Raw genomic sequence first — 14045 nt, 5'->3', positions numbered from 1 at the left:
CCCGCCTCCCCCGCCGGGCCCGCGACCACCTCCCCTCCGGCGGAATGTGCACACACCGCCCCGGGGTCGGCGGCGCCGGCCCGCACCGGCCGTGCGCTCCGCCGCGCGGTGCTGGCCGGCGCGCTCTCCTCCGCGGCGGGGGTCGCGCTGACCGCGGCCTCGGGCTGGCTGATCGTGCGGGCCGCCGAGATGCCCCCGGTGCTCACGCTGCTGGTCGCGACCGCCGGTGTCCGCTTCTTCGGCCTGGCCCGCGCCGTGCTGCGCTGGCTTGAGCGCCTCTCCGCCCACGACGTCGCGCTGCGCCGGGCCGCCGACCTGCGGGTGCGGGTCTGGCAGGCGCTGGCCGCCCAGGGGCTCGCCGCCGACCGCACCCCCGGTTCTGCGCTGGCCCGCGTGGTCGGCGACGTCGGCGCGGTGCAGGACCTCACCGTGCGGGTGCGGCCCCCGCTGCTGGTGGCCGCCGCCGTGCCCACCGCCACCGTCGCGGTGCTCGCGCTGGTGGACCTCGCCGCCGCGGGTGTGGTCGCGGCGGTGCTGGCGGCGACGGTCGCGGCCGTCCTGCTCGCGCACCGCGGCCTGGGGGCCGCAGCAGCCCGCGCCGAGAGCACCGCGCGGGTCGCGGCGCTGCGGGAGACCACCACCCTGCTCGAGGGGCTGGCCGACCTGCGCGCCCACGGGCTGGCCGGCCGGGCCGCCGAGGACCTGCACGCGGCCGCCGCCGGCCGGGCCGGGGACGCCCGCACCCGCGACCGCGCCGCCGCCGTGGGCAACGGGCTGGTCGTGCTGGGCACCGGGGCGGCCGCGGTGCTCGGCACCCTCGCGGCGTGGGCCGGCGGGCTCAGCGGCCCCGTGCTGGCCGTGGTCGCGCTGGCCCCGCTGGCGCTGGTGGAGCCGCTGACCGGGCTCGTCGCCGCGCTGCAGCGCCGCGGCGCGCTCGCCGACGCGCAGGCCCGCATCGACGCCGTCCTCAGCGCACCGGTCGCCGCCGAGCCCGCCGACCCGCTGCCCGCTCCCGACGGCGTCCGCTCGCTGCGCGCCGAGGGTCTGGTCGCCGGCTGGCCCGGTGGGCCGGACGTGCTGCGCGGGCTCGACGCCACCGCCCTGGCCGGGGACGGCTGGCTGGTGGTCCGCGGGCCGTCGGGCACGGGCAAGTCCACGCTGCTGGCGGTGCTCATGGCCGCGCTGCGGCCCCGCGCGGGCAGCTACGACGTCGACGGCGTCCCGGCCGACCTGGTCCGCGGCGACGACCTGCGCGCCCGCATGGCGTGGCTGCCGCAGGAGGCGCACGTCTTCGCCTCGTCCATCCGGGCCAACCTGGCGGTGGCCGCCCCGCGCGGCGAGCTGGCCGGGCCCGCCGGGGAGGCCCGGATGCGCGCGGCCCTCGCCGCGACCGGGCTGGCCGGGCTGGTCGCGGCGCTGCCCGACGGCCTGGACACCCCGGTCGGCGCCGGCGGCACGGCGCTCTCCGGTGGCGAGCGCCGTCGCCTGGCCGCGGCGCGCGCCCTGCTGGCCGACCGGGACGTCGTGCTGCTCGACGAGCCGACCGCCCACCTCGACGCCCCGACCGCCGCGGCGCTGGTGCGCGACCTGCGGGCGGCGTTCGCCGGGCGGGTCGTGGTCTGCGTGACCCACGACGACGACGTCGAGCGCCCCGGCGACACGGTGCTGGACCTCGGGGAGACGGCGGTCCGGGCGGCCCGCTGAGGGGTCGGCGGGAGTAGCCCGCTGCCCACCCCCGCAGGGCAGAGCCCTACTCCCCCGGCCCATGGCCACCCGGTGGTCCAGCCGGCGCCCTACCGATTGGTTCCGCCACCCGTAGCGCTCTGCCCACCCCCACGGGGCAGAGCGCTACTGCCCCGGCACCTCCTCTGCTCGTCGGTCATCCCGCTGCACCGGCGGGCGTGGGACCGGAGAGCTGCCGGGCGGGCGGTGCGGGGGCGGTCCGGCGGTGGCCGGTCGGCGCGGCGGGTCAGGCCGCCGGGACGTCCACCGGGATCTCCGGGCCGAGGCGGGCGCCCTGCAGCAGCGGCAGGTCGTCGCCGGACCAGAAGCTTCCCGGGTCGTAGGCGTTCAAGGGGCGGTCGCCCGGCAGCAGGCCCATGGCGGTGTAGGTGGCCGCGACCAGCTCGGCGCAGAAGACGGTCTCCGCGGAGGTGTGCCGCCGCAGCCGGCCGTTCACCCAGCCGCGCACGAGGCCGCGGGTGGTCGGGAACGGCCGCCCGTCGAGGCGGGCGACCGTCCGCAGCACGGCGTCCTCCATCGCGGGGGTCACCCCGCCGTCCTCGGCCGGTCCGACGAGCTGCCGCAGCCAGGCGCGCTGGCCGTACCGCCCGCGCCAGGTGAGGACGGCGTCGCGCAGGTCGTGCAGCTGGACCCCGCGCTGGTGGGTGCCGCTCCACGCGTCCGGCAGCGACTTCCCCAGCTCGGCGTGCCACAGCAGCGGCGGCAGGTCCTCCAGCACGACCGCCATGCCGACGTGGTTGACCGGCGCGTTGGTCAGCGCGCGGATGGCGCGGTCGGCCAGCGAGGGGCCGCGGAAGACCCAGACGTCGCCGGTGCGCGTGAGGTCGACCGCGGCGTCCAGGGAGAGTTCGGGCACGGGCCGCTACGTTACGGAGGTGCGCGTCTGGAAGCTGCTCGGACTGGCCGGCCTCGCGGGGGTGACCGCCGGCGGTGTGGTGCTCGCCCGCAACGAGCGGCAGCGCCGCGCCTACACCGCCGACGACGTGCGCGCCCGGCTGCACGAGCGGGCCGCGGCGGCCCCGGAGCCGGAGGCACCGACCCCGGCGCCCGCCGCCGAGCTCACCGCGGGCCGGAAGCACCGGCTGGCCCGGCTGCTGCGCCGCCCCTGACCCACGCGGACCCGTCGTGCGCGACCGGCATGCCACCGGGCGCCCGGGGTAGGGACGGTCGACCACCCCCTCCCCGAGGAGCCGACATGGCGCGCAACACCCTCTCCCGCTCGCTGCACGACCTCGGCCTGTCGGCCTGGTTCGGCGGCACCCTGGCCAACGCCGTCGCCCTCAACGCCGCCGCGGGCGAGGCCGGGGACGACCGGGCCACCGGGCGCGTCGCCAACGCCGGCTGGGACCGCTGGACCCCGGTCAACGCCGCCGCCATCGGCGCCCACCTGGTCGGGAGCGTCGGGCAGCTGCGGGCGAACCGGCAGCGCGTGGCCGCCCAGCAGGGCGTCGCCGGCATGTCGACGCTGAAGACGCTCGTCACCGTGGCGGCGCTCGGCGCCACCGCCTACAGCCGGGTGCTGGGGCAGCGGCTGTCGGACGCGGGCGGGGTGCCGTCGAAGTCCGGCACCCGGCCCAGCCGGCTCACCAAGGCCGCCCGCGCCGACCTGGCCGCCGCCCAGCAGCAGCTGGACACGCTGCAGTGGGTCATCCCCGCCCTCACCGGCACCCTGGTGGCGATCAGCTCCTACGCCGGTGAGCAGCAGCGCCCCGGCGAGGTGCTCACCGGCGTCCGGAACCGCTGACCGCGCCCGGCCCGGCCGCCGCCGGTCGGCCGGGCCCGTCGGCCCACGTTTCGCCGCCGCCCACCCCGCACATGCACCGGGGGTGGCCGACGACCAGCACGCCGACGACCAGCACGCCGACGACCAGCACGCCGAGGAGCAGCACGCCGAGGAGCAGGGCCCCACGGCCGGGTTCCGCGACCGGGACGACACCGCCGTGCGCGAGGAGAGCCTCGGCGAGCGCGTCCTCGGCTCGCTGCTCGACCGGGCGCACCTGATCCCGCCCCGGCTGGTCGGCCCGCTGGTGGCCCAGGAGCTCGCGGGCCTGGGCTGCCGCGACGTCGCCATCCACCTCCAGGACTACGACCAGCGCACGCTCCAGCCGCTGCGCGGGCGCGGGCTTCACGCGGAGGTGCTGCCCATCGACGGCAGCCCCGCCGGCCGGGCCTTCGCCACCGAGGAGCCGGTCGAGACCGACGAGGGCGGCGGCGCGGTGCGGCTGCACCTGCCGATGCTCGACGGCTCCGACCGGGTCGGCGTGCTCTCCTTCACGCTGGACCGGGTCAACGCGCACGACCGCCGGCTGGCCCAGCGGCTCGCCGGGCTGGTCGCGGACCTGGTCGTGACCAAGAGCGAGTACACCGACGCCTTCGCCCAGACGCGCACCACCCGGCCGATGAGCCTCGCCGCGCAGCTGCAGTGGCAGAACCTGCCGCCGCTGTCGATGAAGACCCCCGAGCTCGACCTCGCCGGCGTGCTCGAGCCGGCCTACGACGTGGGTGGCGACTGCTTCGACTACGCCTACGACCACCACACGCTGCACCTCGCGGTCTTCGACGCCATGGGCCACGGCCTGGAGGCCGCGACGATGTCGACCGTCGTCACCGCCGCCTACCGCCACGGCCGGCGCGCGGGCGTGGAGCTGGCGCCGCTGTGCGCGGACATGGACCGGGTGGTCGCGGCCGCCTACCCGGGCCGGTTCGCCACCGCCCACGTCGGGCAGCTGGACACCCGCAACGGCGTGCTGACCTACGTCAACGCCGGTCACCCGGCGGCGCTGCTCGTCCGCGACGGCCGGGTGGCCGACGAGCTGCCCGGGCCCACCGCCCGCCCGCTGGGCCTCGGCGCCGGCGAGCCCGGCGTGGAGAAGGTGCAGCTGCAGCCCGGGGACCGGGTCCTGTTCTTCACCGACGGCGTCGTGGAGGAGCGCCTCGACGACGGCGAGCAGTTCGGCGAGCACCGGCTCCGCGAGGTGCTGGAGCAGAGCAGCACCGACGGCCTGCGGGTGCCCGAGACGGTGCGCCGCCTCTCGCACGCCCTCATGGACGCCCGGCACGGGCGGACCAGCGACGACGCCTCGCTGCTGCTGGTCGAGTGGAAGCAGCCCCCGCACGACGACGAGCTCTCCCCCGACATCCCCGAGGCGCGGCCCACCGGCGGGCGGGAGGGCTAGGCGGGTGGGAGCGCCGGCCCCTCGTCCTTGAGCGCGACGCCGGAGGCGCCCAGCTCCCGGGCGGACGCCAGCAGCCGCACCACCACGTCGGCCGCCTCGGCGTACCCCAGCCCGTGCGGCGGCCGGACGTTCGAGACGCAGTTGCGCTCGCTGTCGGCCCGGCCCGGCCGCGGGTCCCAGGTGAGGTAGACGCCGAGGGAGTCCGCCGAGGAGAGGCCCGGGCGCTCGCCGATGAGCACCAGCACCACCCGCGCCCCCAGCTGCGCGCCGATCTCGTCGCCGAGCGCCACCCGCGCCTGGGTCGCGATGACGACCGGGCCGACCGACCAGCCGTCCAGGCGCTCCAGCAGGGCCCTGGCCAGGGCCGCCCCGTGCTCGTGCACCGCCCGCGGGGAGAGGCCGTCGGCGAGCACGACCGCGACGTCGGCGCCGTCCCGCGGCAGCGTGCACCCGGGTGCCAGCCGCCGGCCGAGGTCGGGGCGCTGCAGGTACTCGGCGCGGTCGGCGGCCGCGGACCGCACCTCCAGCACCGGCACCCCGTCGAGGCCGGCCCGCACCACCGCCGGATCCAGCGGCGTGTGCACCGCGTCGCGGGCGACGGCGTGGGCGAGCCGGAACTCCAGCTCGCGGGCGGTCGGCAGCCCGTCGCCGGCCCGGCCCAGCGCCACCCGGGCCCGGGTCGCCGCCCGCAGCACCGCCCACGGGTCGCTCCCGGTGACGGTCACGGCCGGGCCGCCGCGAGCAGCGCCCTGGCCGCGGGGGCGTCCGCGGCGAGCGTGCGCACCCGCCCGTCGGCGTCCAGGAGGTCCATCCGGGTCAGCCACGCCTCGAACTCCGGGGCCGGGCGCAGGCCGAGCACCCGCCGGGTGGTGAGGACGTCGGAGAACGAGAGCGACTGGTAGTGCAGCATCACGTCGTCGGACCCGGGGACGGCGATGACGAACGAGCAGCCGGCCGCGCCGAGCAGCAGGGTGAGGGTGTCGGTGTCGTCGGCGTCGACCTCGGCGTGGTTGGTGTAGCAGACGTCGACGCCCATGGGCAGGCCGAGCAGCTTGCCGCAGAAGTGGTCCTCCAGCCCCGCCCGCACCACCTGCTTGCCGTCGTAGAGGTACTCCGGCCCGATGAAGCCGACGACGGTGTTCACCAGCAGCGGCTCGAAGTGCCGGGCCACCGCGTAGGCGCGGCACTCCAGGGTCTGCTGGTCCACCGGCACCCCGTCGATCCCCCGGTGCGCGTCGGCCGACAGCGCCGACCCCTGCCCCGTCTCGAAGTACGTGACGTTGCGGCCGACCGTGCCCCGGCCGAGCTCCAGCGCGCCCGCCCGGGCCTCGGCGAGCAGGTCCAGCGTCACGCCGAAGCCGCGGTTGGCCGCCTGGGTGCCGGCGACCGACTGGAACACCAGGTCCACCGGCGCCCGCTGCTCCAGGGCGCGCAGCGTGGTGGTCACGTGGGCGAGCACGCACGACTGGGTGGGGATCTCGTAGCGGCGGATCACGGCGTCGACGAGCTCGAGCAGCGCCACCGTCCGCGCCGGGGAGTCGGTGGCGGGGTTGATGCCGATGACCGCGTCGCCGGAGCCCTGGAGCAGCCCGTCGACGATCGACGCCGTCACCCCGAGCGGGTCGTCGGTCGGGTGGTTGGGCTGCAGCCGGGAGGCCAGCCGCCCGGGCAGGCCCAGGGTGCTGCGCAGGCCGGTCACCACCCGGGCGCGCCGGCCGACCGCGACCAGGTCGGCGTTGCGCATCAGCTTCGAGGTGGCGGCGACCATCTCCGGTGTGAGGCCGCGGGCCAGCGAGCTGATCGCGGTCTCGTCGCCCTCCGCGGCCCAGGTGAGCAGCTCGTCCCGGAACTCCCCCACGGTCAGCCCGGCCACCGGCGCGAAGGCGACCGGGTCGTGGGTGTCGAGGATCAGCCGGGTGACGTCGTCCTCGTCGTAGCCGACGACCTGTTCCTCCAGGAAGGTCGCCAGGGGCAGGTCGGCGAGCACCACCTGCGCGGCGACCCGCTGGGCCGCGGACCCCGCCGCGCACCCGGCCAGCACGTCACCGGAGCGGGCCGGCGTCGCCTTGGCCAGCAGGTCCGCGAGCGACGCGAACTCGTAGGTGTGCCCGCCCAGCGTGGTGCTGCGGACGGTCATCGCACCTCCTCCTCGGCCGCGGCGAGCAGCTCGAACTCCTCCTCGGGGGCCGAGGCCACCAGGTGGTGGCGGCTGTAGACGGCGAAGTACCCGAGGAATGGGGCGTAGGCGCCCAGCGTCCAGAACGCGGCGACCTCGTCGACCAGGAAGGTGGCGATGACGGCCGCGGCGGCCAGCACCAGCGCGACGCCGGTGGTCGCCGTGCCGCCCGGCGTCCGGTAGGGGCGGTGCAGGCCGGGCTCTCGGCGGCGCAGCACGATGTGGCTGACCATCATCAGCACGTAGGAGACGGTGGCGCCGAAGACGGCCATGTTCAGCAGCATCGCGCCCTGGCCGGTCAGCGACAGGACGAAGCCGATCGCGCCGGGCACCAGCAGCGCCAGCACCGGGGCCTTGCGGCCGTTGGTCACCGACAGCGCCCGCGGCAGGTACCCGGCGCGGGAGAGCGCGAAGGTCTGCCGCGAGTAGGCGTAGATGATCGAGAAGAAGCTCGCCACCAGGCCGAAGAGGCCGGCGTAGTTCACCACCGTGACCAGCGCCGAGGGCGAGCCGGCCACCTCCAGCGCCTCCACGGGCGGGTTGCCGCTGGCCGACATCGCCGCCGAGCCCCCGGCGCCCGCGGTGAAGACCAGCATGAGCAGCGCCAGCACCAGCAGCAGGCCCATGGCCGCGACGATGCCGCGGGGCATCGCCCGGGCGGGGTCGCGGGCCTCCTCGGCGGCGAGCGGCACGCACTCGACGGCCAGGAAGAACCAGATGGCGAACGGGAACGCCGCCCAGATGCCCATCAGCCCGAAGGGCAGGAAGTCCGAGGCGCCGGCGGCGACGGTGGGCGCGATGTCGAGCAGGTTCGACGAGTCGAACGCCGGGATCGCCCCCGCCAGGTACACGACCAGGCCGGCGACGGCGATGCCCGCGATGACCAGCATGACCGAGAGCGCCTCGCCGACGCCCATCAGGTGGATGCCGATGAACAGGGCGTACACCGCCAGGTACACCCACCAGCCGTCGGTGATGCCGAACAGGCCCAGCGACTCCACGTAGGCGCCGATGAAGGTGGCGATCGCGGGCGGGTGCGATGGCGTACTCGATCAGCACCGCGACACCGGTCGCGTACCCGCCCCACGGGCCCAGCGCGCGGCGGGCGAAGGTGTAGCCGCCCCCCGCCGTCGGCAGCGCGGAGCCCAGTTCGGCGAGCCCGAGCACCATCGCCGAGTACATGACCGCCATGAGGACGACGGCGATCAGCAGCCCGCCGAAGCCGCCCTCGGCCAGCCCGAAGTTCCAGCCCGCGTAGTCACCGGAGATGACCGCGGCGACACCGAGACCCGCCAGCAGCACCCAGCCGGCGGTGCCGGTGCGCAGCTGCCGCTTTTGGTGGTAACCGGCCTCCACCGCCTCGGCCTCGACGCCGTGCCGGGCGACCGGCCGGGGGTGGTGTTCCTGCGGTTCCGCGGTCATGGGCCGGCCTCCGGGTGAGCCCCCGCAGGTCGGGTGGGGTAAGCCTGGCCCTGCGCCGTCGCCGGGGCAATGCCCTGCGACGGGACGGAACAGGCTGTTCACGCGCCCGCCTCAGATGCTGCGCCAGCGCCCCTCGACGGCGTTGCCCTCGGGCCGCGACCGGAACACGTTGCCCTCGGTGGGCGGCGCGTCGTCCCCGGCCAGGGCGAAGGTGCGCAGCAGCGGCTCGACGAGGCGGTCGTACAGCCCGGGCAGCAGCCGGAACCCCGCGGTGACCACGTGGTTGAACGCGCCGGCCTGCACGGCCCGCCGCGGGCGGTCCACCGTGGCGAGCACCCGGCGGGCCACCCGGGCCGCGGAGTACACCGGCGGGGGCGGGCGGCCGGTCGAGCCGGCGTACGAGGCGCCCTGGTAGTAGATCGGCGTGTTCACGCCGCCGGGGTGCACCACCGAGACCGAGATGCCCGGCTCGTCCCGGGTCTCCTGCTGCAGCACCCGGGCGAGCGCCAGCTGCCCCCACTTGGCGACGGCGTAGCTGCCCAGCACGGGCGTGGTCACGGTGCCCAGCAGCGAGTTGACGATCACCAGGTGCCCGGCGCGCTGGCGGCGGAAGACCGGGAGCACGTGCCGGGCCAGGGTGGCGGTGCCGTGCAGGGAGGTGTCGACGACGCGCTCGTAGACCTCCTTGGGCACGTCCTCGATGCGGCCGTAGGCCATGACCTGGGCGGAGTGCACGACGACGTCGAGGCGGCCGTGCTCGCGGACCGCGGCGTCGACGACCGCGGCGATCCCCTGCTCGTCGAGCACGTCGGCCGGGCACACCGTCACGGCGGCGGCACCGGCGGCGCGCAGCTCCTCGGCGGTCTCCTCCAGCGCCGACCGGCCGCGCGCGACCAGGACCAGGCGCGCGCCGCGGCCGGCCAGCCGCAGCGCCGTCGCCCGGCCGATGCCGCTGGACGCGCCGGTGATCAGCACGGTGAGGGGTGACCCGCTGGGGTCGGGGATCGGCACGGGGTGCTCCTCGCTGCGGCGGCGGCCGGTGCCCGAGGACACCGGTTGTCCGCAACCGGCTACCCGACCGGCCACGTGGTCATGCGGTGCGCCGGTCCAGCTCGGCGAGCAGCCAACCCGGCCCGGTCACGGCCACGCCGCCGGGCAGCCGGGCGCGGAGCCCGCGGTCGGCGGTCACGACGAGCACCTCCTCGCCGGCGCGCGCGTGCTCGGCGGCCGTCGCGGCGAGGGCGTCGTCCCCGCTTCCCGGGGCGCGCACCACGTCCACGCCCTCGGGCGCCGGCACGTCCCGCGCGCGGCCCTCGACGACGGCGACGACCCTGGTCCCGGGTAGCTCCCCGCCGTCGGGGCCGGGCACCGTGGTTCCGGCGAGGCCGGCCAGCCGGTCCAGCAGGCGGGTGGCCGCCCCGGCCCGGTCCCGCCACCAGCCGTCGGGGCGGGCGCCGACCACGTTCGCCACGTCCACCAGCAGCACCGCCATCGCGCCGTCCTCCTCCGTCTCACCGACCGTGCTCCGCGCCCGCCCCGCCGGGCGGCTCCACCCCTACGCTGCCCGGCATGTGCCGGAACATCCGCCCGCTGGCCAACTTCGCACCCCCGGCGGCCGACGAGGAGATCCACGCCGCGGCCCTGCAGTACGTGCGCAAGATCAGCGGCACGACCAGGCCGTCCCGGGCGAATGCCGAGGTCTTCGAGCAGGCCGTCGCCGAGGTGGCCGCCGCCTCCGCCCGCCTGCTCGACGCCCTGGTCACCGCCGCGCCGCCCAAGGACCGGGAGGTCGAGGCCGCCAAGACGCGCGCCCGGTCCGCCGCCCGCTACGCCCCTCAGGGCCTTTAGTGCACATACCGCCCGGGAGGGGCCTGCCCAGGGTGGGAACGACGCAACCGGGTTGCACACCATCGGCATGACCGGCCGGCGGGCGGGTACCCCCGCACGACGCCCGTCCGCCGAGGAGCCGCTCCTCGCCGCCTCCGAGGAGCACTCCGTGGGAGCCCCCGTGCCGTCCACCCGCACCGCCGACCACCGGTTCACCGGCAACCGGGCGGCCGAGCCGCCCGCCGGCGCGGGCAGCACCCGGTGCGCGCACTGCACCGACGGGCTGGGCCGCCCGCGCGAGATCGAACCCGGCTCCTTCCGCGCGCGGGTGCACGGCAACCCCAGCGTCGCGATCGCCTACCGCGTCGCGGTGTTCACCGCCGGGCTGCTGCTGGTGCTCCTCGGCCTCGCCCTGACGGTGCTGCCCGGGCCGCTGACGATCCCGCCGGTCCTCGCCGGCCTGTGGGTGTGGTCGACCGAGTTCGCCTGGGCGCGCCGCTTCTTCACCACCTTCAAGCGCAAGGCGCAGGAGGCGTGGCAGCACGCCCGCCAGCACCCGGTCAGCTCGGTCGCGGTGACCGTGGGCGGGCTCGTCCTGGCGGGGGCCGCCTTCTGGGCGGTGGGCCACTTCCAGCTGGTGGACCGGGCCGTCGCCGCGCTGGGCGGCTGACGGCCCGGCGGGGGTCAGCTCTCCGAGGCCGGTCCGACGTCGTGCGGATCGGGCGTGCGGAAGGGCGGGTCCTCGGCCTGGTCGGCGCTCCCGCCCGCCCCGGCGCGATCGGTCTCCGGCGCGCGGTCGGGCTCCTCGCCGCCGATGCCGAACCCGTCGGCGGTCGGCGGCGCACCGGCGCCCGGGTCGGCTGCGGGGATGCCGTCATCGGCCTCGCGGCCGGAGAAGGGGTCCAGGGGGTCCATCATCGACATGCCGTGCCCCTACCCCGCGTCGGTGGCCCACTCCCGGGCACCGCGGAGTTTTCGCCGACCACCCCGGGCGCTCGGGCGGCCGGGTGCCCCGGCTACAACTGCTGCATGACCTCCGCCGGGACCGCCCCCGAGCCCCTGCTGCGCCGCGCCCGGTTCGCCGACCTGACGCCCTTCGAGGTCTACGCGCTGTGCCGGCTGCGCGTCGACGTCTTCGTGGTCGAGCAGGAGTGCCCGTACCCGGAGCTGGACGGCCGGGACACCGAGCCCACCACCGAGCACCTCTGGATCGAGGAGGACGGCGCGGTGCTGGCCACCATCCGTGTGCTCGACGACGGCGGGACGCGGGCCGTCGGCCGGGTCGCCACCGCCGCGGCGGCGCGCGGGCGCGGGCTGGCCGGCCGGCTCATCGAGGCCGCGCTGGCGAGCTACGGCGACGGGCCGCTGACGATGGGCGCGCAGGCCCACCTCGAGGAGTGGTACGGCCGGTTCGGCTTCCGCCGGAGCGGGCCGGGTTACCTCGAGGACGGCATCCCGCACGTGCCCATGCGGCGGGAACCCGCCTGACCGGCCGGACCGCAGCCCGCGGTGCCGTGGACGGCGGTCCGGTCAGGGTCGCCTAACCTGCTGGGGTGCCGACGGTGACGGAGCGCCCCTCCCCGACCACCGCTGCCGGCGTCCGGGATGCCGGGCCGCAGCGCTGGTCGCCGGTGGAGCTGCTGCCCGCCGTCCTCGTGGCCCTCCTCGGGGGCCGGCTGCTGCTCCCCGGCCACGGCCTGTGGTTCGACGAGCTGTTCACGGCAGAGGTCTCCCGCCTGCCGCTGGGCGACATCGTCACCGCCATCGCCACCGGCGAGGGGACGACCAGCTACCTGGCCGGGGTGCCGCCGTCCTACAACGCCCCTTACTACCTGGTCACGCACCTCTGGACGTCGGTGCCCGGGCTGGGCGGCGACACCTCGCTGCGCGTGCTGTCCCTGCTGGCGACGGCCGGGGGCCTCGCGCTGATCACCCGTGCGCTGACCCGGCTGGCGGATCGGGCCACCGGGGTGCTGGCGGGCCTGGTGCTGGCCGCCAGCCCGCTGCTGCTCGAGCACTCGGTGGAGGCGCGCAGCTACGGGCTGGCGGTGCTGGCCACCGGCGGCGCGGTGCTGGGGTTGGTGCGCTGGCTGCAGGAGCCGCCGCGCGGGCTGCTGCTGTTCGGCCTGGCCGGCGCCGGGATGGGCCTGGCCCACTGGTACGCGGTGACCGTGCTGGCCGCGTTCGTCACCGCCGCCGTGGTCCTGCGCCGCCGGCGTGCGCTGCCGGTCGTGCTCACCGGCGCGCTGGGCGCGCTGCCCGCGGTGGGGTTCGTGGCTCTGGCCGTGCTCAACGGCACCGGCGCGCGCAACGCCGAGCACCTGACCGACTCCGACGGGGAGTTCGTCGTGCGGGCCGCCGAGGCGTGGGCCGGCGGCAGCAACCCGCTGCTGTACCTGGCGGTGGGGCTGGCCGTGGTCGGCGCCGTCCGGTCCACCGGCGCGCGGGTGGTCGGCACCTGCTGGCTGCTGGTGCCGCTGGCCCTGCTGCTGGTCGCGGAGCTGGTGCGGCCGGTCTACCACCCCCGCTACCTGCTGGCCGGGCTGCTCGGCCTCGGCGTGCTCGCGGCGGCCGGCGCGATGTCGCTGCCGCGGCCGGCCCGGGCGCCGGTGGGCGCCCTCCTGCTGGCCTGCGCGCTGCTGGCCTCCGCCCCGCTGGCCGACCGGGGTCCGCGGGAGCGGGCCGACGACCTGGTCGCGGTGCTGGCCGGGGTCCACGAGCCCGGCCAGCCCGTCGTCGCCGCCGACCAGCGGTCGGCCACCGGCCTGGACCACTACGTCCGCGACCTGGCCCCCCGGCTGCGCCCGGACGTCGTCCTGCCCCCGGACGACGCGCCACCGGGTGCGGACCGGGTGTGGGTGGTGCGCCGCCTCATCGACGGCGAGCCCGAGCCCACCGACGACGACGAGATCCTGCGGACGGCGGGCCTGCAGATGGTCGAGCAGCACGACTTCCCGGCGAGCAGGACCCACCTGGTCCTGCAGCTCTGGACCCGCTGACCGCCCGCCGTCAGCGGCGGGCCCGCGCCGCCCAGGCCAGCGACCCGAGCGACTGCCGCACCCGGGCCCGGGCGGTCCACGCCGACCGGCCCACCGGTCTCCGGTCCCGGACGACCGGCACGCTCGCGACCGGCCGGCCCGAACGGCCGACGGCGAGCACCACGCTCGGCGCCCCCTGCTCCCGGACGGCCGGGACGACGGCGGCCCGCACGGCCGGGCCCATGGCGAGGAAGGCGCCGGCGTCCGGCGGCAGGCCGGTCAGCCGCCCCGCCACGCGCCGGTGCAGGGTGCCGGTGAGCCGCCGCAGCGGCGACTCGTAGCGGCCACGCCGCCCGGCGAAGACCGCCGCCACGTCCCCGGCGGCCAGCCGGTCGAGCAGCAGCGGCACCGCCTCCGGCGGGTCCTGGAGGTCGGCGTCCAGGCAGACCCAGACGTCGGCGGCCGCCTCCTCGTCGAGCCCCCGCGCCAGCGCCGCGTGCTGCCCGACGTTCACCGCCAGCTCGGTGACCGCGATCCGGGCGTCCCGCGCGGCGAGTGCGCACGCCACGGCGGCGCTGTCGTCGGGCGAGGCGTCGACGACCAGCCGCAGCCGCCACGGCCGGCCGGCGAGCGCGACCGCGAGCCGGTCCGCGAGCTCCGCGAGGGTCGCCTCGTTGCCGTGCACCGGGACGACCACGGCCACGCGGGGACCGGCTCCCCCGC

General features: G+C 77.3%; 16 protein-coding genes and 1 pseudogene. 8 read left to right on the top strand and 9 right to left on the bottom strand.

Annotation, left to right across the window (positions count from 1 at the left end):
- A partial coding sequence (gene cydC, locus E9529_RS07050) for a thiol reductant ABC exporter subunit CydC (RefSeq protein WP_236830429.1) occupies positions 1-1704 on the top strand: 1704 nt, incomplete at its 5' end.
- A 265-nt stretch (positions 1705-1969) separates the two neighbouring features.
- Here the strand turns inward: cydC and E9529_RS07045 are convergent.
- Positions 1970-2599 (bottom strand): hypothetical protein, encoded by a 630-nt coding sequence (locus E9529_RS07045; protein ID WP_236830428.1) that lies wholly within the window; start codon positions 2597-2599, stop codon positions 1970-1972.
- Positions 2600-2618: 19 nt separating this feature from the next.
- Between E9529_RS07045 and E9529_RS07040 the strand changes: the two genes are divergently transcribed.
- The 3 genes from E9529_RS07040 (at position 2619) to E9529_RS22630 (ending at position 4919) form a co-directional block, all read left to right on the top strand.
- A complete protein-coding gene (locus tag E9529_RS07040) occupies positions 2619-2852 on the top strand; it encodes a hypothetical protein (protein ID WP_236830427.1) in 234 nt (77 codons plus the stop codon).
- A gap of 86 nt (positions 2853-2938) precedes the next feature.
- Positions 2939-3487, top strand: a complete 549-nt coding sequence (locus E9529_RS07035) for a hypothetical protein (protein WP_236830426.1) — start codon at positions 2939-2941, stop codon at positions 3485-3487.
- An 82-nt stretch (positions 3488-3569) separates the two neighbouring features.
- A complete protein-coding gene (locus tag E9529_RS22630; RefSeq protein WP_236830425.1) occupies positions 3570-4919 on the top strand; it encodes a PP2C family protein-serine/threonine phosphatase in 1350 nt (449 codons plus the stop codon).
- On the opposite strand, the gene eutC is transcribed toward E9529_RS22630, so the two are convergent.
- The 6 genes and pseudogenes from eutC to E9529_RS07005 all read right to left on the bottom strand — a co-directional run bounded on the left by eutC (position 4916) and on the right by E9529_RS07005 (position 10009).
- Positions 4916-5644 (bottom strand): ethanolamine ammonia-lyase subunit EutC, encoded by a 729-nt coding sequence (eutC, locus tag E9529_RS07025; protein ID WP_236830424.1) that lies wholly within the window; start codon positions 5642-5644, stop codon positions 4916-4918. The genes E9529_RS22630 and eutC overlap by 4 nt on opposite strands.
- On the bottom strand, positions 5641-7056 hold the full coding sequence (locus E9529_RS07020; protein WP_236830423.1) for an ethanolamine ammonia-lyase subunit EutB: 1416 nt from the start codon (positions 7054-7056) through the stop codon (positions 5641-5643). Before E9529_RS07020 ends, eutC begins: the two co-directional genes overlap by 4 nt.
- Positions 7053-8096: an amino acid permease gene (locus tag E9529_RS07015; protein ID WP_308195257.1), complete on the bottom strand. Its 1044-nt coding sequence runs from the start codon at positions 8094-8096 to the stop codon at positions 7053-7055. Before E9529_RS07015 ends, E9529_RS07020 begins: the two co-directional genes overlap by 4 nt.
- Positions 8097-8196: 100 nt before the next feature.
- Positions 8197-8517 (bottom strand): annotated as a pseudogene (locus E9529_RS21895) (ethanolamine permease); the annotation flags it as partial.
- A gap of 111 nt (positions 8518-8628) precedes the next feature.
- Positions 8629-9528 carry an SDR family oxidoreductase gene (locus tag E9529_RS07010; protein WP_236830422.1) on the bottom strand — a complete coding sequence of 300 codons (900 nt, stop codon included), beginning with the start codon at positions 9526-9528 and terminating at the stop codon, positions 8629-8631.
- Between the two features lie 79 nt (positions 9529-9607).
- The gene (locus E9529_RS07005; protein WP_236830421.1) at positions 9608-10009 is read right to left on the bottom strand and encodes a hypothetical protein; all 402 of its coding nucleotides are present in this window, start codon (positions 10007-10009) and stop codon (positions 9608-9610) included.
- Between the two features lie 77 nt (positions 10010-10086).
- Here E9529_RS07005 and E9529_RS07000 point away from each other — a divergent pair, with 77 nt between their 5' ends.
- The gene (locus tag E9529_RS07000) at positions 10087-10365 is read left to right on the top strand and encodes a DUF2277 domain-containing protein (protein WP_236830420.1); all 279 of its coding nucleotides are present in this window, start codon (positions 10087-10089) and stop codon (positions 10363-10365) included.
- Between the two features lie 148 nt (positions 10366-10513).
- On the top strand, positions 10514-11014 hold the full coding sequence (locus E9529_RS06995; RefSeq protein WP_236830419.1) for a PGPGW domain-containing protein: 501 nt from the start codon (positions 10514-10516) through the stop codon (positions 11012-11014).
- 14 nt (positions 11015-11028) lie between these two features.
- Here the strand turns inward: E9529_RS06995 and E9529_RS06990 are convergent, their stop codons facing one another.
- Positions 11029-11268, bottom strand: coding sequence for a hypothetical protein (locus E9529_RS06990; RefSeq protein WP_236830418.1), 240 nt, complete (start codon positions 11266-11268; stop codon positions 11029-11031).
- A 105-nt stretch (positions 11269-11373) separates the two neighbouring features.
- On the opposite strand from E9529_RS06990, the gene E9529_RS06985 reads away from it, so the two are divergent.
- The gene (locus E9529_RS06985; protein ID WP_236830417.1) at positions 11374-11832 is read left to right on the top strand and encodes a GNAT family N-acetyltransferase; all 459 of its coding nucleotides are present in this window, start codon (positions 11374-11376) and stop codon (positions 11830-11832) included.
- 65 nt (positions 11833-11897) lie between these two features.
- Positions 11898-13343: a glycosyltransferase family 39 protein gene (locus E9529_RS06980; RefSeq protein ID WP_236830416.1), complete on the top strand. Its 1446-nt coding sequence runs from the start codon at positions 11898-11900 to the stop codon at positions 13341-13343.
- Between the two features lie 10 nt (positions 13344-13353).
- Here E9529_RS06980 and E9529_RS06975 read toward each other — a convergent pair whose 3' ends face one another.
- Positions 13354-14025: a glycosyltransferase gene (locus E9529_RS06975; protein WP_236830415.1), complete on the bottom strand. Its 672-nt coding sequence runs from the start codon at positions 14023-14025 to the stop codon at positions 13354-13356.
- Positions 14026-14045 lie beyond the last annotated feature (20 nt).

It is taken from the genome of Blastococcus sp. KM273128 (assembly GCF_021698975.1).
Taxonomy (GTDB): domain Bacteria; phylum Actinomycetota; class Actinomycetes; order Mycobacteriales; family Geodermatophilaceae; genus Blastococcus.
This window is presented reverse-complemented; position numbering and strand designations above follow the sequence as displayed.